Annotated in this window: 17 protein-coding genes; 10 read left to right on the top strand and 7 right to left on the bottom strand. The window is 68.6% G+C overall.

Annotated features, from left to right (window positions below):
• Nucleotides 1-47: 47 nt before the first annotated feature.
• Nucleotides 48-2,177 (bottom strand): hypothetical protein, encoded by a 2,130-nt coding sequence (locus G4D87_RS15150; RefSeq protein WP_163782775.1) that lies wholly within the window; start codon nt 2,175-2,177, stop codon nt 48-50.
• A 74-nt stretch (nt 2,178-2,251) separates the two neighbouring features.
• Complete coding sequence (locus G4D87_RS15155) at nt 2,252-2,443, bottom strand: hypothetical protein (protein ID WP_163782776.1); 192 nt, start codon at nt 2,441-2,443, stop codon at nt 2,252-2,254.
• 131 nt (nt 2,444-2,574) lie between these two features.
• On the opposite strand from G4D87_RS15155, the gene G4D87_RS15160 reads away from it, so the two are divergent.
• Together G4D87_RS15160 and G4D87_RS15165 are read left to right on the top strand one after the other, a co-directional pair.
• Nucleotides 2,575-3,348 carry an alpha/beta hydrolase gene (locus G4D87_RS15160; protein ID WP_163782777.1) on the top strand — a complete coding sequence of 258 codons (774 nt, stop codon included), beginning with the start codon at nt 2,575-2,577 and terminating at the stop codon, nt 3,346-3,348.
• A gap of 10 nt (nt 3,349-3,358) precedes the next feature.
• Entirely contained in the window at nt 3,359-3,931 is a 573-nt protein-coding gene (locus G4D87_RS15165) for a DUF2378 family protein (protein ID WP_163782778.1), read from the top strand.
• A 9-nt stretch (nt 3,932-3,940) separates the two neighbouring features.
• Here G4D87_RS15165 and G4D87_RS15170 read toward each other — a convergent pair whose 3' ends face one another.
• The 4 genes from G4D87_RS15170 to htpX form a co-directional block, all read right to left on the bottom strand.
• Nucleotides 3,941-5,104 carry an ATP-grasp domain-containing protein gene (locus G4D87_RS15170; protein ID WP_205507595.1) on the bottom strand — a complete coding sequence of 388 codons (1,164 nt, stop codon included), beginning with the start codon at nt 5,102-5,104 and terminating at the stop codon, nt 3,941-3,943.
• Between the two features lie 150 nt (nt 5,105-5,254).
• Nucleotides 5,255-6,934, bottom strand: a complete 1,680-nt coding sequence (locus G4D87_RS15175; RefSeq protein WP_240358294.1) for a LysM peptidoglycan-binding domain-containing protein — start codon at nt 6,932-6,934, stop codon at nt 5,255-5,257.
• 185 nt (nt 6,935-7,119) lie between these two features.
• On the bottom strand, nt 7,120-8,454 hold the full coding sequence (locus tag G4D87_RS15180; protein WP_163782781.1) for a porin: 1,335 nt from the start codon (nt 8,452-8,454) through the stop codon (nt 7,120-7,122).
• Between the two features lie 199 nt (nt 8,455-8,653).
• On the bottom strand, nt 8,654-9,571 hold the full coding sequence (gene htpX / locus G4D87_RS15185) for a protease HtpX (RefSeq protein ID WP_163782782.1): 918 nt from the start codon (nt 9,569-9,571) through the stop codon (nt 8,654-8,656).
• Between the two features lie 527 nt (nt 9,572-10,098).
• On the opposite strand from htpX, the gene G4D87_RS15190 reads away from it, so the two are divergent.
• Both G4D87_RS15190 and G4D87_RS15195 read left to right on the top strand, forming a co-directional pair.
• Complete coding sequence (locus tag G4D87_RS15190) at nt 10,099-11,004, top strand: peptidoglycan-binding protein (RefSeq protein WP_163782783.1); 906 nt, start codon at nt 10,099-10,101, stop codon at nt 11,002-11,004.
• 16 nt (nt 11,005-11,020) lie between these two features.
• Nucleotides 11,021-11,266 carry a hypothetical protein gene (locus tag G4D87_RS15195; RefSeq protein ID WP_163782784.1) on the top strand — a complete coding sequence of 82 codons (246 nt, stop codon included), beginning with the start codon at nt 11,021-11,023 and terminating at the stop codon, nt 11,264-11,266.
• A gap of 54 nt (nt 11,267-11,320) precedes the next feature.
• Here G4D87_RS15195 and ettA read toward each other — a convergent pair whose 3' ends face one another.
• Complete coding sequence (ettA, locus tag G4D87_RS15200) at nt 11,321-13,000, bottom strand: energy-dependent translational throttle protein EttA (RefSeq protein ID WP_163782785.1); 1,680 nt, start codon at nt 12,998-13,000, stop codon at nt 11,321-11,323.
• 371 nt (nt 13,001-13,371) lie between these two features.
• Here ettA and G4D87_RS15205 point away from each other — a divergent pair, with 371 nt between their 5' ends.
• The 6 genes from G4D87_RS15205 to G4D87_RS15225 all read left to right on the top strand — a co-directional run.
• Nucleotides 13,372-14,682, top strand: coding sequence for an AAA family ATPase (locus G4D87_RS15205; protein ID WP_163782786.1), 1,311 nt, complete (start codon nt 13,372-13,374; stop codon nt 14,680-14,682).
• The gene (locus G4D87_RS15210) at nt 14,679-15,224 is read left to right on the top strand and encodes an HNH endonuclease family protein (protein WP_240358295.1); all 546 of its coding nucleotides are present in this window, start codon (nt 14,679-14,681) and stop codon (nt 15,222-15,224) included. The genes G4D87_RS15205 and G4D87_RS15210 overlap by 4 nt, the downstream gene beginning before the upstream one ends.
• On the top strand, nt 15,205-15,489 hold the full coding sequence (locus G4D87_RS39405; RefSeq protein WP_240358296.1) for a hypothetical protein: 285 nt from the start codon (nt 15,205-15,207) through the stop codon (nt 15,487-15,489). Before G4D87_RS15210 ends, G4D87_RS39405 begins: the two co-directional genes overlap by 20 nt.
• A gap of 205 nt (nt 15,490-15,694) precedes the next feature.
• Nucleotides 15,695-16,627 (top strand): ABC transporter ATP-binding protein, encoded by a 933-nt coding sequence (locus tag G4D87_RS15215; protein ID WP_163782787.1) that lies wholly within the window; start codon nt 15,695-15,697, stop codon nt 16,625-16,627.
• Nucleotides 16,628-16,651: 24 nt separating this feature from the next.
• Complete coding sequence (locus G4D87_RS15220; protein ID WP_240358297.1) at nt 16,652-17,398, top strand: ABC transporter permease; 747 nt, start codon at nt 16,652-16,654, stop codon at nt 17,396-17,398.
• Nucleotides 17,399-17,520: 122 nt separating this feature from the next.
• Nucleotides 17,521-18,672: serine/threonine protein kinase (locus G4D87_RS15225; RefSeq protein WP_163782789.1), on the top strand; the 1,152-nt coding region annotated here is incomplete at its 3' end.

Consider the following 18,672-nt stretch of genomic DNA (forward strand, 5'->3'; position numbering starts at 1 on the left):
GTACCTGCCCCAGCCCTTCATGCCCTGCTCCCTCATATTCAACTTCGTCAAAAGCGCGTCTCCCATTCCAGGTGGAAGAGGTGGCGCGGCGGGTCGGGTGGCACACGCGCCACGCGCGCGTCCTTCAAGTCGAGCACCCACGCGTACCGGCCCCGGGCGGACACGGCGCTCGACACCCTCCACGCGACGTCCAGCGCGGTCCGCAGCTCCTGCTGGAGCCGGCTGCGCTCTGAGACGTCCTGGTCCTTCCACACCAACCGCCCATGCAACTTCAGCGACGCGAGCGGCTGGGCACGGACATCCAGCACGGCCTGCGCGTCGTAACGAAGTCCCTTCGTCTCCGGGGCCTGCACGCGCGCATGTCCGTACTGGAGCGAAATCGTCAGCCCCTTCGCGACGTCGGAGCGCACCCGGGCGGTGACGCCGTACCGCGCGCTGGCGCACAGGTCCGCCACCTCCTGCTCGGAGCGCGAGCCATCCGCGCACGCCCCCATTCCGCCCACGCCATTGTCGCGCAGCTCCACCTGCAGCGAGGGCCGCAGCCAGGGCCGCACCTGAAGGTCCCCGCGCACCGAGGCGCGCGCGTGCAGCGTGCCCGCGCTCCCAGCCGCCGCCCCATCCGCGGGCAGCGTCCAGGCGTCCACCTGCCCCCGCAGCCGCCACGCGCCTTCGTCACGGTGGAGGTAGCGCAGCCGGGCGCCCAACTCGTTGCGGACGCGCAGGCCTTCCAGCGCATCCGGGCCTGACGGCGCGCCGCTGTAGGGGTTGGCGAAACCGCGCCCGTAGTAGCGCAGCGACAGCTCCAACTCGCGCGACGCCCCTGACAGCACGGTGCGCTGAACCGCACCAAAATCCCCGCCACCCCCCGGCGCGGCATCGAAGCTGCGCGTGCCTTCGAAGAAGACGTCCAGCGCGCCACGCCCCCACGCGGCGTCGAGCCCGAAGGCGCCAAAGGCACCGCCCGCCGGGTAGCGGGCGGTGGGCTGGAAGTCGAGCTTCGCCCCTTCCTGCCCCCACACGGGCCGAGCCACCCAACCGGTGAGCCCGACATGGCTCCGCGACGACAGCGCCAGCGTCGCGTTGCCACCGCCCGCCAGCTCCTGGAACATCCCCGTCAGCGTCCGCGCCGTGAGCTTCTCCCACCGGCCCTCCGCCACCCGCACCCAGACGTCAGGCGCCTTGCACACGCCGCCACGGCCAGACGACGAACACAGCGAGCGGTCCAACACCGCATGCCGCGCCAGCGCGCGGGACTGATACGAGCCGAAGCCGGTGAGCGACAGCGCGGCCCCCGTCCCCAGCGGGCCTCGCACCGTGCCCGCGATGCCCCGGAAGCCCTCGTCCCAGCGGAAGTCCGGGGTGACGTCCGACAGGCGCTCCTCTGGCTCGCAACCCGCCCCGCCCACCAGACACGCGCGCTCCAAGCCCGCCGGAGGACGCACGTTGTCGTCAGGAAGGAAGCCGTCAGGCGACGGCAGCGCCGTGGTGTCCAGCGTGAGCCGCTGTCCGAAGCCCAGCCGGTACGTCCCGGCCAGCAGCGACGCGCGCGCGCCCGTCCACTGCACGTACAGCTTGGGCAACATGACGGAAGTCCCGGGCGCCTCCACCACGAAGGCATGCCGCCGCGCCTCCCACCGCGGAGGCTCCAGCGTCCGCCGGGCCAGCGACGTCAGCAGCCCCACCCGAAGCCCCGCCAGCCCTCCCGCGCGGACCTGCAACGCCAGCGGTGGCGCCAGTCCATCCGACGCGGCGAAGGCCATCATCAACCGCGCGTCACCCGACAGCCGCCCCGGCGTCCGCACGTCCAGGAAGGGCGAGAGCCGCCGCGACGCAGCCTCCGTCAAGGCGCCACCCGCGGCGCTGCCTCCTCCCCGAGAGCGCAGCAGCGCATCCACGTCCGAGTACGTCAGCCCCGGCAAGCCGTAGAGCGAGGCACGCGACGCCAGCCCCAGGTCCACGCCCGTCCGCCGCAGGGTCAGCAGCGCGGAGAACGTCTCGGCGGAGATGGCGCCCTCTTCCACGAGCGCGAGCAGGTCCTGCGCACCCACGGACTCGGGCTCCACTTCATACGGCGCGGCATGCGCGGGCAGCGCGCCCGCCGCCAGCCACCACCCCAAACACCATCCCACCCAGAGCACCCGACGCACGCGCCGCGCCTTGTGCATATCCGGGACCACGATTCCCTACAGCAGCCCCCTGCATGCGGGCCGTCCGGCACGCGGACGCGCCGTCCAAAGGCGGGACGCGCGCGTCAGGCCCGGCCCATGCGCGGGTCGACTTCCAGCAGGTCCGACGCCAGGAAGTACGCGGCCTCCGCGCGGCTCTGGGCGGAGACGTAACGAAGGCGTGACTCCTCGCTGCCATCCAAGGCCTCGCGCGCCTCGCGCAAGTCGCTCTCGGTGGTGAGCAGGAGGACTGCCAGATGCGGGTGTTCCAGCTCCATGCGGAACTCCAGATTAAACTGCTTTAATCGCGGAATGGGAGCACCCCGCGGTCCGCCCGCCGTCTGTGCATCCCCGAGGCCAGCGCTTTCCGCCCTGTCACCGCCTCCAGGTATGCTGGCACCCGGTTCCCATGGGCCACGTCCACATCGTCCGAGACTTCCCCTCCCCCCAGGAGGGCTTCGCGCGCACCGTGCGCGTCTATACCCCCCACGCATACGATGCGATGCCGGGCCATCGGTTCCCCGTGCTGTACATGCACGACGGGCAGAACGTGTTCGCCCACCCCGAATCCGCCCTCTTCGAGACCTGGTGCGCCAACGTCGCGTTGGAGCACGGCGTGGGCGAGGGAAGCCTGGAGCCGTGGCTCATCGTCGCCGTGGATTCGGGCGAGGGGCGCGTGCACGACTATTCGCCGTGGAATGAACCGCGCAGCCCGATTCACGCGCGCGGCGAGGCCTACTCCCGCTTCCTGGTGGAGCACCTCAAGCCGCTGGTGGACCGCACCTACCGCACCCGGCCGGAGCCGCGGTGGACGGGCGCCATGGGCTCGTCGCTGGGGGGCCTGATTTCGCTCTACCTCGGGTGCCGCCATCCGGAGGTGTTCGGCCGGATTGGCGCCCTGTCCCCCACCGTGACGTGGGGCGCCAACCAGCTCTTCGGCGCATGGACGGCGCACAGCCGCCGCTGGACGCGCATCTACCTGGACGCGGGCGCCCACGAGTACACGGACGCCAGCGGCGTGCCCGTCTACTACGGCGAATCCACGCGCGCCTTCTACGAGCACCTCAAGCACCTGGGCTACGCGGACCACGAGCTGGCGCTGGTGTTGGATCCACACGGCGGGCACCACGAGCGGGACTGGCAGCGGCGGCTGCCCTCCGCCATGCGCTGGCTGCTGGGGTGAGGCGCCGCACATGAAGCACCGCGGGGCGGTTCCCCTGGAGCAGCGGCTCGTCTACGTCCAGGTGGTGGAGGGCCTGCTCGAGCACGGGCTGCGCGGCGGCGTGTCGCCCCGCCTCAAGCACCGGCTGCGGCAGGCCGGCATCGACCTGGACCGGCCGCTGCTGCCGGGCTACCCGGTGCTCCTGTGGGAGAAGTGCCTGGACGTCATCGTCGAGGAGACCTTTCCGGGCCTGCGCCGGGAGGACGCCTTCCGCCAGCTCGCCGAGCGCCACGTGCAGGGCTACGGGCGCACCGTCGTGGGCCGCGCGGTGTATGGCGTCATGCGGCTGTTGGGCCCCCGCCGCCTGGTGCAGCGCCTGCCGCAGACGCTGCGCGCCACCGACAACTACACGGAGGTGGAGCTCACGGAGCAGGGCCCCACCACCTACGCCATGCGGATGAACTCGCGGCTGAACGCGCCCGGCTACGCGGAGGCGCTCTTTGAAGCCCTGCTGCGCGTGGGCGGCGCCGAGTCCCCCCGCGTGACGCGCCTGCGCGAGGACGCGGACAGCACCACCTACCAGCTCACCTGGACGGAGCGCTGAGCGCGCTCGTCAGGCCTTGTCCTGGATGAAGCGCACCGTGTCCCGCAGGGCGTCCATGTCCGTGTGGCGGGTGAGGTACATCTCCTCGCCCAGGAGGCTGTGGTAGATGCTCGGCAGCTCGCGGTGGAGGATGAGCGAGCTGCCCAGCTTCGCCTCCACGTCCGCGTGCGGGTGCCGGTAGCGGCGGGACTTGCGGCGCGCGCTGTGACAGACGTGGTAGCGCGGCGTGAAGCGAAAGTCCGCCACCGGGTCGCCCGTCACCACCCGCGCCCAGAGCCGGTACACGTCGATGTCACACGTGTAGTTCATCATGTCCACCATGAAGCCGCCGGGCGGCCGCAGGTTGGCCTCCAGCACCACGAAGCGGCCATCCGGCAGCCGGAAGAACTCCAGGTGGAACCAGCGCTCGCGCAGGCCGAAGGCGGCCACCACCTGCCGGCCCAGCACGTCCAGCGCGGGGGGAATCTCCTTGTGGCTCCAGAAGGAGATGTCGCGCTGCTCCACCACCGTCTCCATGCCGCCGTCGCTGTACTCGTGACTGAGGCTGAAGACGATGACGCCGTGCCGGTCCACGATGCCGTCGTAGGTGACGATGGTGCCGCGCACGAAGGGCTGCGCCACGTAGGTGGTGGGCAGCGGATGGGACAGGGCCGCGTCCACCTCCGCGTCGCTGGCCACCTTGAAGGTGTTGGCGGCGCCCACGCCCACGTCCGGCTTGAGCACCAGCGGGTAGCCCACGCGCGCGGCGAACGCCTTCACCTGCGCGGCGTCCCGGACGCGGATGAGGTCCGGGTGCGGCACGCCCGCTTCGTGGAACACCTCCGCCATGCCGGACTTGGAGCGCAGCCGGTGGATGTCCGCGGGCTGCAGGCCCGGCACGTTGAAGTCCCCACGCAGGCGCGCCTCCACCTCCAGCCAGGACTCGTTGAGCGAGTCGATGCGGTGGATGCGGCCGTGCCGCCACGTGAGGTAGCCCGCCGCGCGGGTGAGCGCCTCCTCATCCATCAGGCTGGGGATGAAGAAGTACTCGTGCAGGGACTCCTTCAGCTCGGGACGGAGCGACTCGTAGGACGCGTCACCGATGCCCAGGACCGTGACGCCCCGCTCCCGCAGCGCGGAGATGAAGTGGAAGTAATGCGGAGGGAAGTGGGGGGAGATGAAGACGAAGTTCATGGCTCCTCGGGGCACAGGCGACCATAACGCGCCGCGCGCCCGCGCCCAGTTCCTGACTGAACGCCCGGAGGCGGGAAGTCACTCCTTCCCGCCCCGGAGACGCCTGGAATCAGGGCTTCCCAGCTCCCTGCCCGTCACCCCGCGAAACGACTAGGCGTTCGGCCGGACCATCGACACTTCGAAGTGCCGCTGGACGACGTTGCCCGTGGTGGGGCCCTCCCGGTAGAGGTTGCCGGTGTCCTGGTCCACGTAGAAGCGGTTGTTGGGGTTGGTGTCCGCGCCGCGCTGCTCGTGGTTCGTCGCCGGGTCGTGGAATGTGTAGTACGTGCGGCCCTGCTCGTCCGTGCCGCGGCCCGTAATCACCACGAAGTGGTCGGTGATGCCGTCCACGTTGTCCGAGTTCCGGCCGGAGCGGTGGTCCACGCCCACGACGACAGGCCTGCCCGCGTCGAGCTGGCCGTCGATGTACTCACGGCCCCGGCGCGCCGCCGCGGCGTCCACCGTGACGCCGCCGTTGGGGTCATCACCCGTGGCGACCTGGATGCGGTTGTTCGGCCCCGTGACGGTGGCCCCAGCGCCCGCGGCCATCACCACCGCGGCGCGGAAGCAGGCCTTGTCGCCGGCGCGCTCCACCCTCGCCGCGTTGTACTGGCTGACCCACGGCGTGGCCGTCTGCACCGCCGGGCGGTCCGCCGCGGGCGCGATTTCGGCCGTGTCGTTCAGGTCGGTGGGCGTCGCGCCCTCGGTGGTGCCGGCCGTGAGGTTCTCCGGGCGCGGGCGCGGGCGCGGGATGGGCGCCTCGGCGGGCAGCTCGGCGGTGCCGGCCGTGAGGTTCTCCGGGCGCGGGCGCGGGATGGGCGCCTCGGCGGGCAGCTCGGCGGTGCCGGACGCCTGGAGGTTCTCCGGGCGCGGCTGCGGGATGGGCGGGTTCGTCACGGCGCCGCCACCATCGCGGTAGCCGCGCGCGTCCAGGGCCCGGACCAGCGCCGTCTCGCGCCGGGTCTGGTCGGCGCGCAGGCGCTGCTCGTCGTGGTTGAAGCCGGAGGCGCTGAGCTGCCCGTCGTCCCTGCGGAACGCATTCACGCGCGCGTCGACCAGCGCCTCGGGCGTCACGCCACGCGGGTCCTGCGCCAGCCTGGGCAGCTCGCGGTTGAGGAAGTTCTGCGCCGCGCGGGGCGACTGCGTGTGCAAGTCGTAGAAGGTGGAGGCCAGCAGCGCGTTGTTCGGGTCCAGGCCCGCGCGCTCGGCGGCGCGCTGGTACTGCGGCGTGACGCGGCCCAGCTCGCGGTTCCAGATTTCGTCCGCGTGCGACGGCGAGTTCGCGCCGCTCCCCTGATAAGAGAACGAGCCGCGGTTGTGCCTGGCATTGCCCGGGTCGGTGTGGCCCCCGAAGCTCGCCGTGAAGCCACCGTTCGGCGTGCGGTTGCCTTCCGAGGTGCCAACGACAATGGCGGACTCGGAGTTTGTCCCGCCCTGGCGGAAGGCCGTCAGGTCGATGTTGCGATAGCCATTCTGGGTGCCAGACACCCCAGCCGTGCCCGCCGGCGTGACGCCCTGCGCCACGGTATCCTGCGTGGAGCCAGGCTCAAAGCTGTCACCGTTCTGTGACGTCTCCGCCGGGCGGTTGGCCGGGCGCGGCATCGGACGCGGCGCGTTGGCCTCGAAGCCGTCGTTGGCGCCCGGGATGACGAGCGTCCTGCCCGCCTGGATGCGGTCCGGGCTCTGGATGTTGTTGGCTCGCGCCAGCGCATCCACGCTGGTGTTGTTGCGCCGGGCAATGGCGCTGAGCGTATCTCCCTGACGGATTCGGTAGGAGTTGCTGCCAGTCATCGACGGCTCCATGGGGGGCGAAGTAAGTCAGACGCCTCCATGATTTTCCGGATCAATGTCCGAAAGTTGCTCAAGCCGCGAAACAACAGCCTCAGCGTCCAAATCCAGTATTCATGAACAAACCCTGACGCAACGCACCAGCCGAGGGGTGATGACTGACACCCCGCGGCGGCAGCTTGAGTTGCTCAGTAATTGAACTGGAGCTGGACGCGCGTCACGTGTCCCTGCTGCTGGAGGTACGGGTAGCGGGACGAGGTGCGGTCCGAGATGAGGTAGGTGCCCGTCAGCTCCAGGGCCTTGTTGATTTGCCACTCGGCGCCCAGCTCCAGCTCCCGCACGTCGTAGAGCGGCGCGTTCGTCTCGAACTTCTTGCCGCCGTCATAGAGGGTGCCCCGGACGTAGGGGATGAGGGACACGCCCAGCACGCCGTCCAGCTTGTACATGAGCTGCGCATAGCCGCCCCGGAGCTGGCGGCTGTCGATGAGCAGGCCATCGACGGGCCCCTCGCCCACCGAGGGACCGCGGCCCAGGTTGAACTCGGCCTGGAAGCCCAGCGGCTGTGGGTAGATGACCAGGCTGACGATGCCGCGTGCGTCCACCATGTCGGAGCCCCGGGCGAGCGCGTAGGGCACGCCGTCACGCGGCGAGGCATTGAGGTCGAAGCGGCCATAGTAGCCACCCACGCCCGCTTCCACGTACTGCGAGCCGAACAGGAAGGGCCAGGTGACGCGAAGGACTCCATGCGGCGTGTCATTGCGCTCGGCGCGGTTGGCCGTCTGGCCATTGTAGACGCCGAAGCCGACCACGCCGTAGTCGCCCGAGCCCTTCAGGTTGTTGTCGACGAGGAACTTGAAGCGCTTCCGGATTTCGGCGGGCGCCCAGTAGAAGAAGACGCCCAGGTCGCGCTCGTCTTTGACGGCGCTGTTGATGGCGTCATTGCGGTCCAGCGCGAGGCGGTTCTGGCTGGACTGGAGGTTCTCGAAGCCGAACGGCACCTTGGACTGGCCCACGCGCAGCCGGAACTCCTTCTTCGCGTCCAGGAAGATGTCCGCGTACCAGTCCCGCACGATGCTGACGTTGTACTGGTCCCCGATGACCGACGCGAAGTCCGGCTGGAGGTAGATGGACACGCGGTCGTGGACGTCACCGAACAGCACCAGGCGCGCGCGCCGGATGCCAAAGCCGGTGTTCTTGCCGAGGAAGCGGTCACCCTGGTCGTTCACCAGGGCGTCATTCACCCGGAAGCTGGGCAGCCGGTTGTAGCGGATCTGCGTGTAGCCCCGGATGCGGATGCGGTCATACCAGGCCTGCTCCTTCTTCTCAGCCTCGGGCTTCGCCTCCGGCTCGGGCAGCGCGGCCTCGGGGACCGCCGTCGGCGTGGGCTCGGGAGCGGAAGACGGCTCGGTGGCGGACGGGGCCGCGGCCTCCTCCTGCCGCGCGTGGGCAAGGGGCGCCAGGAGCAGCGCGGAGCCGGACAACAGGACCTGGAGAGCAGCGCGGAACGAAGCAGTGGGGGTCATGACGGCGCGGAACTGCCAGCAAGGCGCGAAAGCGCGCCCGGGCTCGAGTTTGCGCTCCCGTTACAGGACGGCATGCACTGCCGCAACGCACGGGCCCGGGTTGTTGCCTCACCGTCACGGGCCGCTTCGCCGTGTCACAGAACAGCCCGGCGCATGTCACTCATTCGTGACATGCGCCGGTGTCACCGCCGCGCTCGCGTCAGCGCTTCCAGCTGCCGTCCATCAGGCGCTGGATGCGCAGCTCCAGCGGCGGGTGGCTGGAGAAGAGCGCCATCATCCCGCCGCCCCGGATGCCGAACGCCTGCATGTTGGACGGCAGCATGGCCGGCTCGCCCTGCTGCATGCGCAGACGGTTCAGCGCCCGCGCCATGGCGCCCGGGTCCACCAACTGCGCGCCGCCGTCATCCGCGCGGAACTCACGCCGGCGGCTGTACCAGGCGACAATCATGCTGGCGCCGATACCGAACACGATTTGGAGCACGATGCTGGTGATGAAGTAGGCCGGACCCGAGCCGCTGCTCTCCTCGCCATCCTCGGAGCGGCTGAGGAAGCGGTCCACGAAGAAGCCCACCACGCGGCTGAGGAAGATGACGAAGGTGTTGAGCACGCCCTGCAGCAGCGTGAGCGTCACCATGTCACCGTTGGCCACGTGGGCCACCTCGTGGCCGAGCACGGCCTCCACCTCGTCCCGCTTCATGCCATGGAGCAGGCCGGTGGACACCGCGACCAGGGCGCTGTTGCGCCTGGCGCCCGTGGCGAAGGCGTTCATGTCCGGGCTGTCGTAGACGGCCACCTCGGGCATGCCGATGCCCGCGTCGCGGGCCAGCCGGCGCACCGTCTCCAGCAGCCAGCGCTCGTCCTCCGAGCGCGGCGCCGTGATGACCTTCGCCCCCGTGCTCCACTTCGCCATCCACTTGGAGATGAGCAGCGAGAAGATGGCGCCGCCGAAGCCCATCACCGCCGCCATGATGAGCAAGCCCGGCAGGTTCAGCCCCACCCCGCGGCGGGCGAGCAGGTTCTCCACCCCGATGAGCTGCCCGACGATCGCCAGCATCGCGACCACCGCGAGGTTGGTCAGTACGAACAGTGTGATGCGCTTGGCGAAGCTTCCCTTCATGACGCTCTCTCTCCCTAGAAAAAACCTTGGGGACAACATTCAGCAGCGCGGGACGAATGCAAGCTTCCTCGGCCACTTATTGTCCCGACCGGACTAGAACAGCCTGCCGGCGGGACACTTCCCAAGGTTGTTCCTTCAGGAACCTGAGATTTTCTCTATGAAACGGCCTTCCCGGGCGTTTTCCCGTCAAGCCTGATTGGCCGCCGGGCGGTGGACCTGGGGCTTGCCCGTGCCGCTTCACGCCAGGGGTGCGACCTGCGCGCCTTATCTGCGACCCCGCCACACCCATGTCGGTCAATGACAAACCAGACGACGAAGGCGGAGAATTTCAACAACAATGAATGCCACGACTCCCGTCTGCCCACTGTCACCTTGGCGCAACTTTTCCGTCGCGCCATGAAATGCAGCTCAATCATGAGCGCTCGCATGGATTGACACGCGGATTTGACGGAATCCCAGGCAACTTTCTTTGAGCGGTTGGGAAAATGGGTCCAACTCCATTCTTCTTCTCAGGGAAGAGTCCCCCCATGGTAGCCATTGCCCGCACCTCCGCTGCTGCGTCCAGCAGCGCGTCCCGTTCCGCCTCGCCCACGCTGCGCAGTGGCGCGCGCGGCGCGGCCGTGACGCAGCTCCAGAACAAGCTCCGGGCCGCGGGCTTCAACCCGGGGGCGTCGGACGGCGTGTTCGGTCCGAAGACGCAGGCGGCGGTGCAGTCCTTCCAGCGGGCGCGTGGGCTGCAGGTCGACGGCATCGTCGGTCCCAAGACGTGGAGCGCGCTCAACGCGGCGGGCGGCGCGGGCGGCTCGGGTCCCACGCTGCGCAACGGCGCGCGGGGTGAGCCGGTGCGTGCGCTCCAGCAGCGGCTCAACGTGCTGGGCTTCAAGTCGGGCACGGCGGACGGCGTGTTCGGCCCCCAGACGCTGTCGGCGGTGAAGGCCTTCCAGCAGTCCCGTGGTCTGGTGGCGGACGGCATCGTCGGGCCCAAGACGTGGGACAAGCTGGGCATCAACGTGCAGGGGCCCGTCACCAACCCGGGCGGCGGCGGCGGCCGGGTCGTCACGGGCTATGTGAACGGGCAGCCGCGGCAGATTTCGCTCTCGCCCGTCCCCAACGGCAAGGAGATGCGCTCGGACGCGGCGGCGGCGTTCAACCGCATGCACGCGGCGGCGCGGGCGCAGGGCATCACCCTGAAGGTGAACAGCGGCTTCCGCAGCATGGCGGAGCAGGAAGCGCTGTACCGCGCGTACAAGAACGGCACGGGCAACCTGGCCGCGCCTCCGGGCTACTCCAACCACCAGGGCGGCATCGCGGTGGACATCAACACGGGCGGCACGGGCACCTCGACGTACCGGTGGCTGGCCAACAACGCGAAGAACTACGGCTTCGTGCGCACCGTCCCGTCCGAGCCCTGGCACTGGGAGTACCGGCCCTGACACAGGAGAGAGAGACATGAAGAAGCTGCTCATGGCGGTCGCGGTGCTGGCGGTTCCCGCGGGGGTTGTCGTCGGCGGTCTGGGCTACACGCCCACCGCCGAGGCCGAGTCGTTCAACCTGGCCTGTACGTACACGTATTACAACGACGAGGCGCTCACGGAGTACGTGATGACGCTGCACTGCTCCTGCGCGAACCCGGATTGCTACAACACCGAGGACGTGACGCCGTTCTACACGGTGGACTGCCTGGACATCTGCTGAAGCACCGTGGAGCCACCGCACCTCACGGTACGGTGGCTCCGGGCATGCAGCGGCTCAGCTCTTCGTAATCGGGCGGTAGCGGATGCGGTGCGGCTCCAGGGCCTCGGGGCCCAGGCGCTTCTTCTTGTCCGCCTCGTAGTCCTCGAAGTTGCCTTCGAAGAAGAACGCCTTGCTGTCGCCCTCGAACGCGAGGATGTGCGTGGCGATGCGGTCCAGGAACCAGCGGTCGTGGCTGATGACCACCGCGCAGCCCGCGAAGCTCAGCAGCGCGTCCTCCAGGCTGCGCAGCGTCTCCACGTCCAGGTCGTTGGTGGGCTCGTCGAGCAGCAGCAGGTTGCCGCCGCTCTTGAGCATCTTCGCCAGGTGCGCGCGGTTGCGCTCACCGCCGGACAGGTCCTTCACCCGCTTCTGCTGGTCCTGGCCCTTGAAGGCGAAGCCCGCCAGGTACGCGCGGCTGGGCACCTGCCCCGCCTTGCCCAGGTCCAGGTGGTCCAGCCCGCCGCTCACCTCCTGGAATACCGTGTTGTCGCCGTCCAGCGCGTCGCGGCTCTGGTCCACGTAGGCCAGCTTCACCGTCTCGCCGATGCGCAGCTCGCCCGCGTCCGGTGACTCCACGCCCGTCATCATCCGGAACAGCGTCGTCTTGCCCGCGCCGTTGGGACCGATGACGCCCACGATGCCGCCCGGCGGCAGCTTGAAGCTCAGGTCGTCGATGAGCAGCCGGTCGCCGTAGGCCTTGCGCAGGCCCTTGGCTTCGATGACGAGCCCGCCCAGCGGCGGCCCAGGCGGAATGATGACCTCGCCCGTCGCGTCGCGCTTGTCCTGCGACTGGTTGAGCAGCTCCTCGTAGGCCGCGATGCGCGCCTTGCTCTTGGCCTGACGGGCCTTGGGGGAGGCGCGCACCCACTCCAGCTCGCGCTTGAGAGTCTTCTGGCGGTGGCTCTCCGACTTCTCCTCCAGCTCCAGGCGCTTCTGCTTCTGCTCCAGCCAGCTGGAGTAGTTGCCCTTCCAGGGCACGCCCTCGCCGCGGTCCAGCTCCAGAATCCACTCGGCCGCGTTGTCCAGGAAGTACCGGTCGTGGGTGATGCAGACGATGGTGCCCTTGTACTCCTTGAGCGCCTGCTCCAGCCACGCGACGCTCTCCGCGTCCAGGTGGTTGGTGGGCTCGTCCAGCAGGAGCAGGTCCGGCTTCTCCAGCAGGATGCGGCACAGCGCCACGCGGCGCTTCTCACCACCGGACAGCTTCGTCACGTCCGCGTCACCCGGAGGCAGGCGCAGCGCGTCCATGGCCATTTCAATCGTGCGGTCCAGCTCCCAGCCGTTCACCGCGTCGATGGCGTCCTGCAGCCGGCCCTGCTCGGCCAACAGCTTCTCCATCTCCGCGTCGCTCATGGGCTCGGCGAACTTCGCGCTGACCTCGTTGAAGCGGTCCAGCGTGCCGCGAATCTCCTTCAGGCCCAGCTCCACGTTGCCCTTCACGTCGAGCGAGGTGTCGAGCTGCGGCTCCTGCGCCAGGTAGCCGACCTTGGCGCTGGGGTCCGGCTTGGCGACGCCGAAGAACTCCGTGTCCACGCCCGCCATGATGCGCAGCAGCGTCGACTTGCCGGAGCCGTTGGGACCGATGACGCCAATCTTCGCGCCGGGGAAGAACGAGAGGTAGATGCCCTTGAGGATCTCCTTGCTGTTCTTGACCTTGCGCAGGTCCTGCATCGTGAAGATGAAATTCTGGGCCATCTGGGCCTTCCTGCTTTGAGGCGGAGTGAGGGGCTCTGCGGATACCAGGGTGCAACAGCGCACTCAAGGTGAGAGCGTCCCCCAACCTCGTGGGGCTCGAACGACCGGCCCTGGCGGCTGGGAGCAGCCCGGGACAAGCCGTCCCCTCTTGGCCCGCCTAGCAGGCGTGGGAAAGCGAACGGTGCCACCAGCCGTCAGCGGACGCTCCACCGAGAGCCAGGCGCCGAATGAAGCCAAGATGTCCCGATGATGCGTCCTCGCAGGCCGCGCGAACCAGAGCCCCAGCCCTTGTATCCACAGCGCTCCGATGAAAGCCGGCTGCGCGACGACCTGGTTGACCCCGCCCCAGGTTTCAGGCGTGCTCCTGCACCATGTACCTGAAGCAAGTGACCATCGAAAACGTCCGCTCGCTCGCCGGGCTGAGCTGGGAACCGGAGCCAGCGCCAACGCTGGCGGGATGGCACGTCATCATCGGGGATAACGGCGCGGGCAAGAGCTCGGTCCTGAGGGCCATCGCGCTCGCCATGGTGGGGCCGTCCGAAGCCATTGCCCTCCGTCAAGACTGGAACGAATGGCTTCGATGGGGCTCGGAGTCCGGCGCGATTCGCCTCACCCTGCGCAGGGATAAGGAGTGGGACGACTACGCGGAGAGCGGAAAGTCGCCGAAGACCGTCGACTTGCAGGCTGAATTGATGCTGCTGCGGCATGGCACCAACGCCGAGCATGTCCAGCTCTCGGCCGGAGGCATCGGCCGCGATCCGCACCGAACCGTCTGGGGAGAGGGCCAGGGCTGGTTCTGCGCCTCCTATGGCCCGTTCCGCCGCTTCACGGGTGGAGACAAAGACCAGGAGAAGCTCTTCTTCTCCAATCCCAAGCTGGCCCGGCACCTGTCCGTCTTTGGAGAATCGGTCGCGCTCACGGAGTGCCTGGAGTGGCTCAAGCTGCTTGAGTTCAAGCGTCTGGAGGGCGGAGACGAAGGCGCGCTGCTCGCGGCGCTCAAGGAATTCATCAACCAGCCCGATTTCCTCCCCCATGAAGCGCGTCTGGACACCATCTCCTCGAAGGGCGTCCGCTTCGTCGACGGCAACGGATGCGAGGTCCCCGTCGAGAACCTCAGCGATGGCTATCGCTCCATCCTGAGCATGACGTTCGAACTCATCCGCCAGCTCGCGAAGGCCTATGGTGCCGAACACCTCTTCGCGCCGAACGACGCGACGACCGTGCTGGCACCTGGCGTCGTCCTCATCGACGAGATCGATGTCCATCTCCATCCCACCTGGCAGCGCCGAGTGGGGCGCTGGTTCCGCGAACACTTCCCGAACATCCAGTTCATCGTCACGACCCACAGCCCCCTCATCTGTCAGGCCGCGACCGTGGGCAGCATCTTCCGCCTGCCTCGACCTGGGAGCGACGAAGAGGCAGGCATGGTCACGGGGCTCGCCAGGGACAGGCTCCTCTACGGGAATGTCCTGGACGCCTACAGCACAGGCGTCTTCGGCGACGTCTCTACTCGCTCCCCCGAGGCCATCGAACAGCTCGAGCAGCTCGCGATTCTCAACCAGAAGGAGCTGGCCGAGGGACTGACGGAAGAGGAACGCACGCGCCGGGAGACACTCCGCGCGCGTGTCCCCACCGCCGCCAGCGCCCTCCCCACCGCGAACCTGGAGGATGCGTCGAAGTGATTCGCCTGCCAGACATCCCACTTGCCGTTGAAACCCATGCCGGCCTCGTGGGCTACCAGCAGTCAGTCGACGCGCATCCCTCGTATCCGGAACGCGTCAAGCATGCGAAGCAGCGCTTCTCCTCCCTCAACAAGAAGGGGAACCCCATCTTCGATGACGTCAAGGTGACGTTGACGAAGATGTGCTCGGGAGCCCGCAGGTGCGCCTACTGCGAAGACTCCGTCGCTGACCAGGTGGAGCACTTCCGTCCCAAGTCGCTCTATCCAGAGTGCGTCTTCGCATGGATGAACTACCTCTACGCGTGCAGCACCTGCAACCTGCGCAAGAACGATCACTTCGCGGTCTTCGCCCACGAAACCGGAGTGCTGACCCAGGTGAACCGGGCGAGGAACGCCCCTGTCGTCCCCCCGGCAATGGGCGATGTCGTGTTCATCGATCCCCGGGTCGAGGATCCGACGGACTACCTCCACCTGGACCTGCTCGATACCTTCTTCTTCCTGCCCGCGCGCGAAGGCGGGGACCGTGGAGCACGCGCGCGCTGAGTACACGATTCGCGAGCTCCAACTGAACACCCGGGACTGGCTTCCACAAGCACGGCGCGCCGCCTACCTGGACTACCTGGCCCACCTGAAGTGCTACCTCCGTGACAAGTCGGCCGGGATGCCGCAGTCCCACCTCGACCAACTCAAGAAGCACCTGCAGGTCCGACAACACCCGTCGGTCTGGGTCGAAATGAAGCGTCAGCACGCGTCCGTTCCCCAGCTACTCGTCCTGTTCGCGCAGGTCCCCGAAGCGCTCGACTGGTAATCACGCGCACCGGACTGACCACCCGCCTGTTGCCTGTCACGACGAGGCAGGAGCGTCGCGTCCGAAGGCACGTGGCACGCTCCAGACCTGGGTCCCCCGAACCTCCCGGCCCGGCGGCCCGTCGGCCCACCCTGTCCTCGCATCCGCCCGTCCCAGGCACACAAGCCGAGCGCCGCGCGAGCGGAGGTGTTACAGGAAGCGCGCCATGTCCGCCCCCGCTCTCGAACTCCAGGGACTCTCCAAGCGTTACGGAGAGTTCACGGCACTTCACACCGTGGACCTCACCATCCGTCCCGGGGAAATCTTCGCCTTGCTGGGCCCCAACGGCGCGGGCAAGACGACGATGATTGGCAGCGTCTGCGGCCTGGTGAAGAAGTCCTCCGGCAGCATCCGCGTCTTCGGCAAGGACCTGGACCAGGACCCGGTGGGCCCGCGCTACGACATCGGGCTGGTGCCGCAGGAAATCAACTTCGACCCGTTCTTCACCGTGGCCGAGTCCCTGCGCATCCAGCTGGGCTTCTACGGCCGCCCCGCGGATGAGGCGCGCATCGACGAGGTGCTCACCGCCCTCAACCTGCACGCGAAGAAGGACGCGTACACCCGCGCGCTGTCCGGCGGCATGAAGCGTCGGCTGCTCATCGCCAAGGCGCTGGTGCACAAGCCCCGCCTCGTCTTCCTCGACGAGCCCACCGCCGGCGTGGACGTGGAGCTGCGCCGGGACTTGTGGACCTATGTACGCAAGCTCGCCTCGGAGGGCACCACCATCGTCCTCACCACGCACTACCTGGAAGAGGCCGAGGAGCTGGCCGACCGCGTGGGCATCATCAACGAGGGCCGCCTCTTGATGGTGGAGGAGAAGGCCACCCTGCTGCGCCGCTTCGGCGAGCGCCGCGTCATCATCACCTTCGAGCAGCCGCAGCCGGGCCTGTCCGAGGCCGGCAAGCGCTTCGCCGCCCGCCTCAGCGAGGACGGCCGCACCCTCACCTACGTGGAGCGCGACGGCTGCGCCCCGTCCGGCGAGCTGCTCCGCGCCCTCTACGCCGAAGGGCAGCTCATCTCCGACGTGGAGACGCGCCGCTCTCGCATGGAGGACGTGCTCATCGAAATCCTCCGTGGCCGCCCCCAGCAGGCCGCCTGAGCCCTCATCATGAACGTCCTTGGGATGAAGACCCTTCTGGCGAAGGAGGTCCGGCGCTTCATGCGAGTGCCGGGGCAAACCGTCCTGTCGCCCCTCATCAGCACCACGCTGTATTTCATCGTCTTCGGCGTCTCCATGTCGAGCCGCGTCCAGACGGTGGAGGGCCTGCCGTACCTGCACTTCATCGTGCCGGGGCTCGTGTTCCTCGGCATCGCCAACAACGCCTTCCTCAACAGCTCCTCGTCGCTGTTCATCACCAAGATTCAGGGCACCGTGGTGGACCTGCTGGTGGCCCCGCTGGGCCCCGGTGAGCTGATGGCGGGCTTCATCGGCGGCGCCATGGTGCGCGGGCTCGTGGTGGGCCTGCTCACCTGGGCCGTGGCCACCTTCTTCACCGGCTTCAGCCTGGAGCACGCGGGCGTGGCCGTGTACTTCCTCGTCCTGTCGTCCTACGTCTTCAGCGTGCTGGGCCTGCTCGCGGCGGTGTGGGCGGAGAAGTTCGAGCAGATCAACTTCTTCCCCACCTTCGTCATGCTGCCCCTCACCTTCCTGGGCGGCGTCTTCTATTCCGTGCGCGAGCTGCCCGCGCCCTGGAACACCGTCAGCCTCTTCAACCCCATGGTCTACATGGTGGAGGGGCTGCGCTACGGGATGCTCGGCCGCAGCATCTATTCGCCCCTGGGCGGCGGGAGCATCCTCTTCGCCGTCGCCGTGGTGGCCACCGCGCTCACCTACGCCGTGCTGCGCTCTGGCTACAAGATGAAGGCCTGAGCCCCCTGGAAGCCGGGCAGGCGCCGCACGCCCGCCTGCCTGCTTGCCTCCAACCTTGTGGGGTAATTCGCGACTGAGCAATTCCCACGAGGTAAGAAAGAGCGATATCCTGTCGAGCACACATGGCTGTGCCATTCGGTAAGTACGAGCTGCTGCGCAAGATTGCCTCTGGGGGAATGGGGCAGGTGTTCCTGGCCCGCGAACATGGGACGGGGTTCGAGCGGCTTGTCGTCCTCAAGCTCATCCTTCCCCACCTCGCGGAGGACGACGAGTTCCTCGCCATGTTCCTGGATGAGGCGGGGCTGGTCGCGCGCCTGACGCACCCCAACCTCATCACCATCCTCGACTTGACAGAGATTGAGGGGCGCCACTGCCTGGCGATGGAGTACGTGCAGGGCGACGACGTGCGCCGCCTGGACAAGACGTCCCGCGCGCAGGGCAAGCCGCTGCCGGTGGGGCTCATCCTCCGCATCATCGCGGACGCGGCCGCCGGGCTGGACTACGCGCACCAGGCGCGTGACGCCCAGGGCAAGCCGCTGCGGCTGGTGCACCGCGACGTGTCGCCGCAGAACATCCTGGTCGGCTTCGACGGCGGGGTGAAGGTCATCGACTTCGGCGTGGCGAAGGCGGCCACCAGCAGCCAGAACACGGCCACCGGCGTCCTCAAGGGCAAGTACCCGTACATGTCCCCGGAGCAGGCCAGCGGGCTCGCCATCGACGCGCGCAGCGACTTGTTCGCGCTGGGCGTCGTCATGTGGGAGCTGCTCACCGGCAAGCGCCTCTTCAAGGGCGAGTCGGACATGATGACGCTGCGGCTGGTGAAGGACTGCCAGGTGCCGCGGCCGTCGCAGCTCAACCCGCGCCTGCCGCCGGGCCTGGACGAGGTGGTGCTCAAGGCGCTGGCGCCCTCGCCGGACCAGCGCTACCCGGACTGCGGCGCCTTCCGGCTGGCGCTGGAGGACTACACGCTCAACCTGCGGCTGCCCTCCAGCAGCGCGCACCTGTCCGCCTTCCTGCGGGAGCTCTACGCGGACCGCATCGCCCATGAGACGGACCCGGCGAAGCTGGACCAGCTCGCGGAGGACGCGGACCTGGACTCGCGCTCCAACTCGTCGCTCAGCGGCGTGCCGGGCGTGCTGGGGCCCGCCGGGCGCTCCTCCGCGTCGCGGGCCATGCGCGGCTCGCCCCATGGCGGCCCCGGAACGCGCTCGCGGCACGCCGCCGCGGCCGCGCCGCCGACGCAAGAAAAGACGCGAGGCACCGCCCCCCTGGCC

The organism is Myxococcus vastator (assembly GCF_010894475.1).
Taxonomy (GTDB): domain Bacteria; phylum Myxococcota; class Myxococcia; order Myxococcales; family Myxococcaceae; genus Myxococcus; species Myxococcus vastator.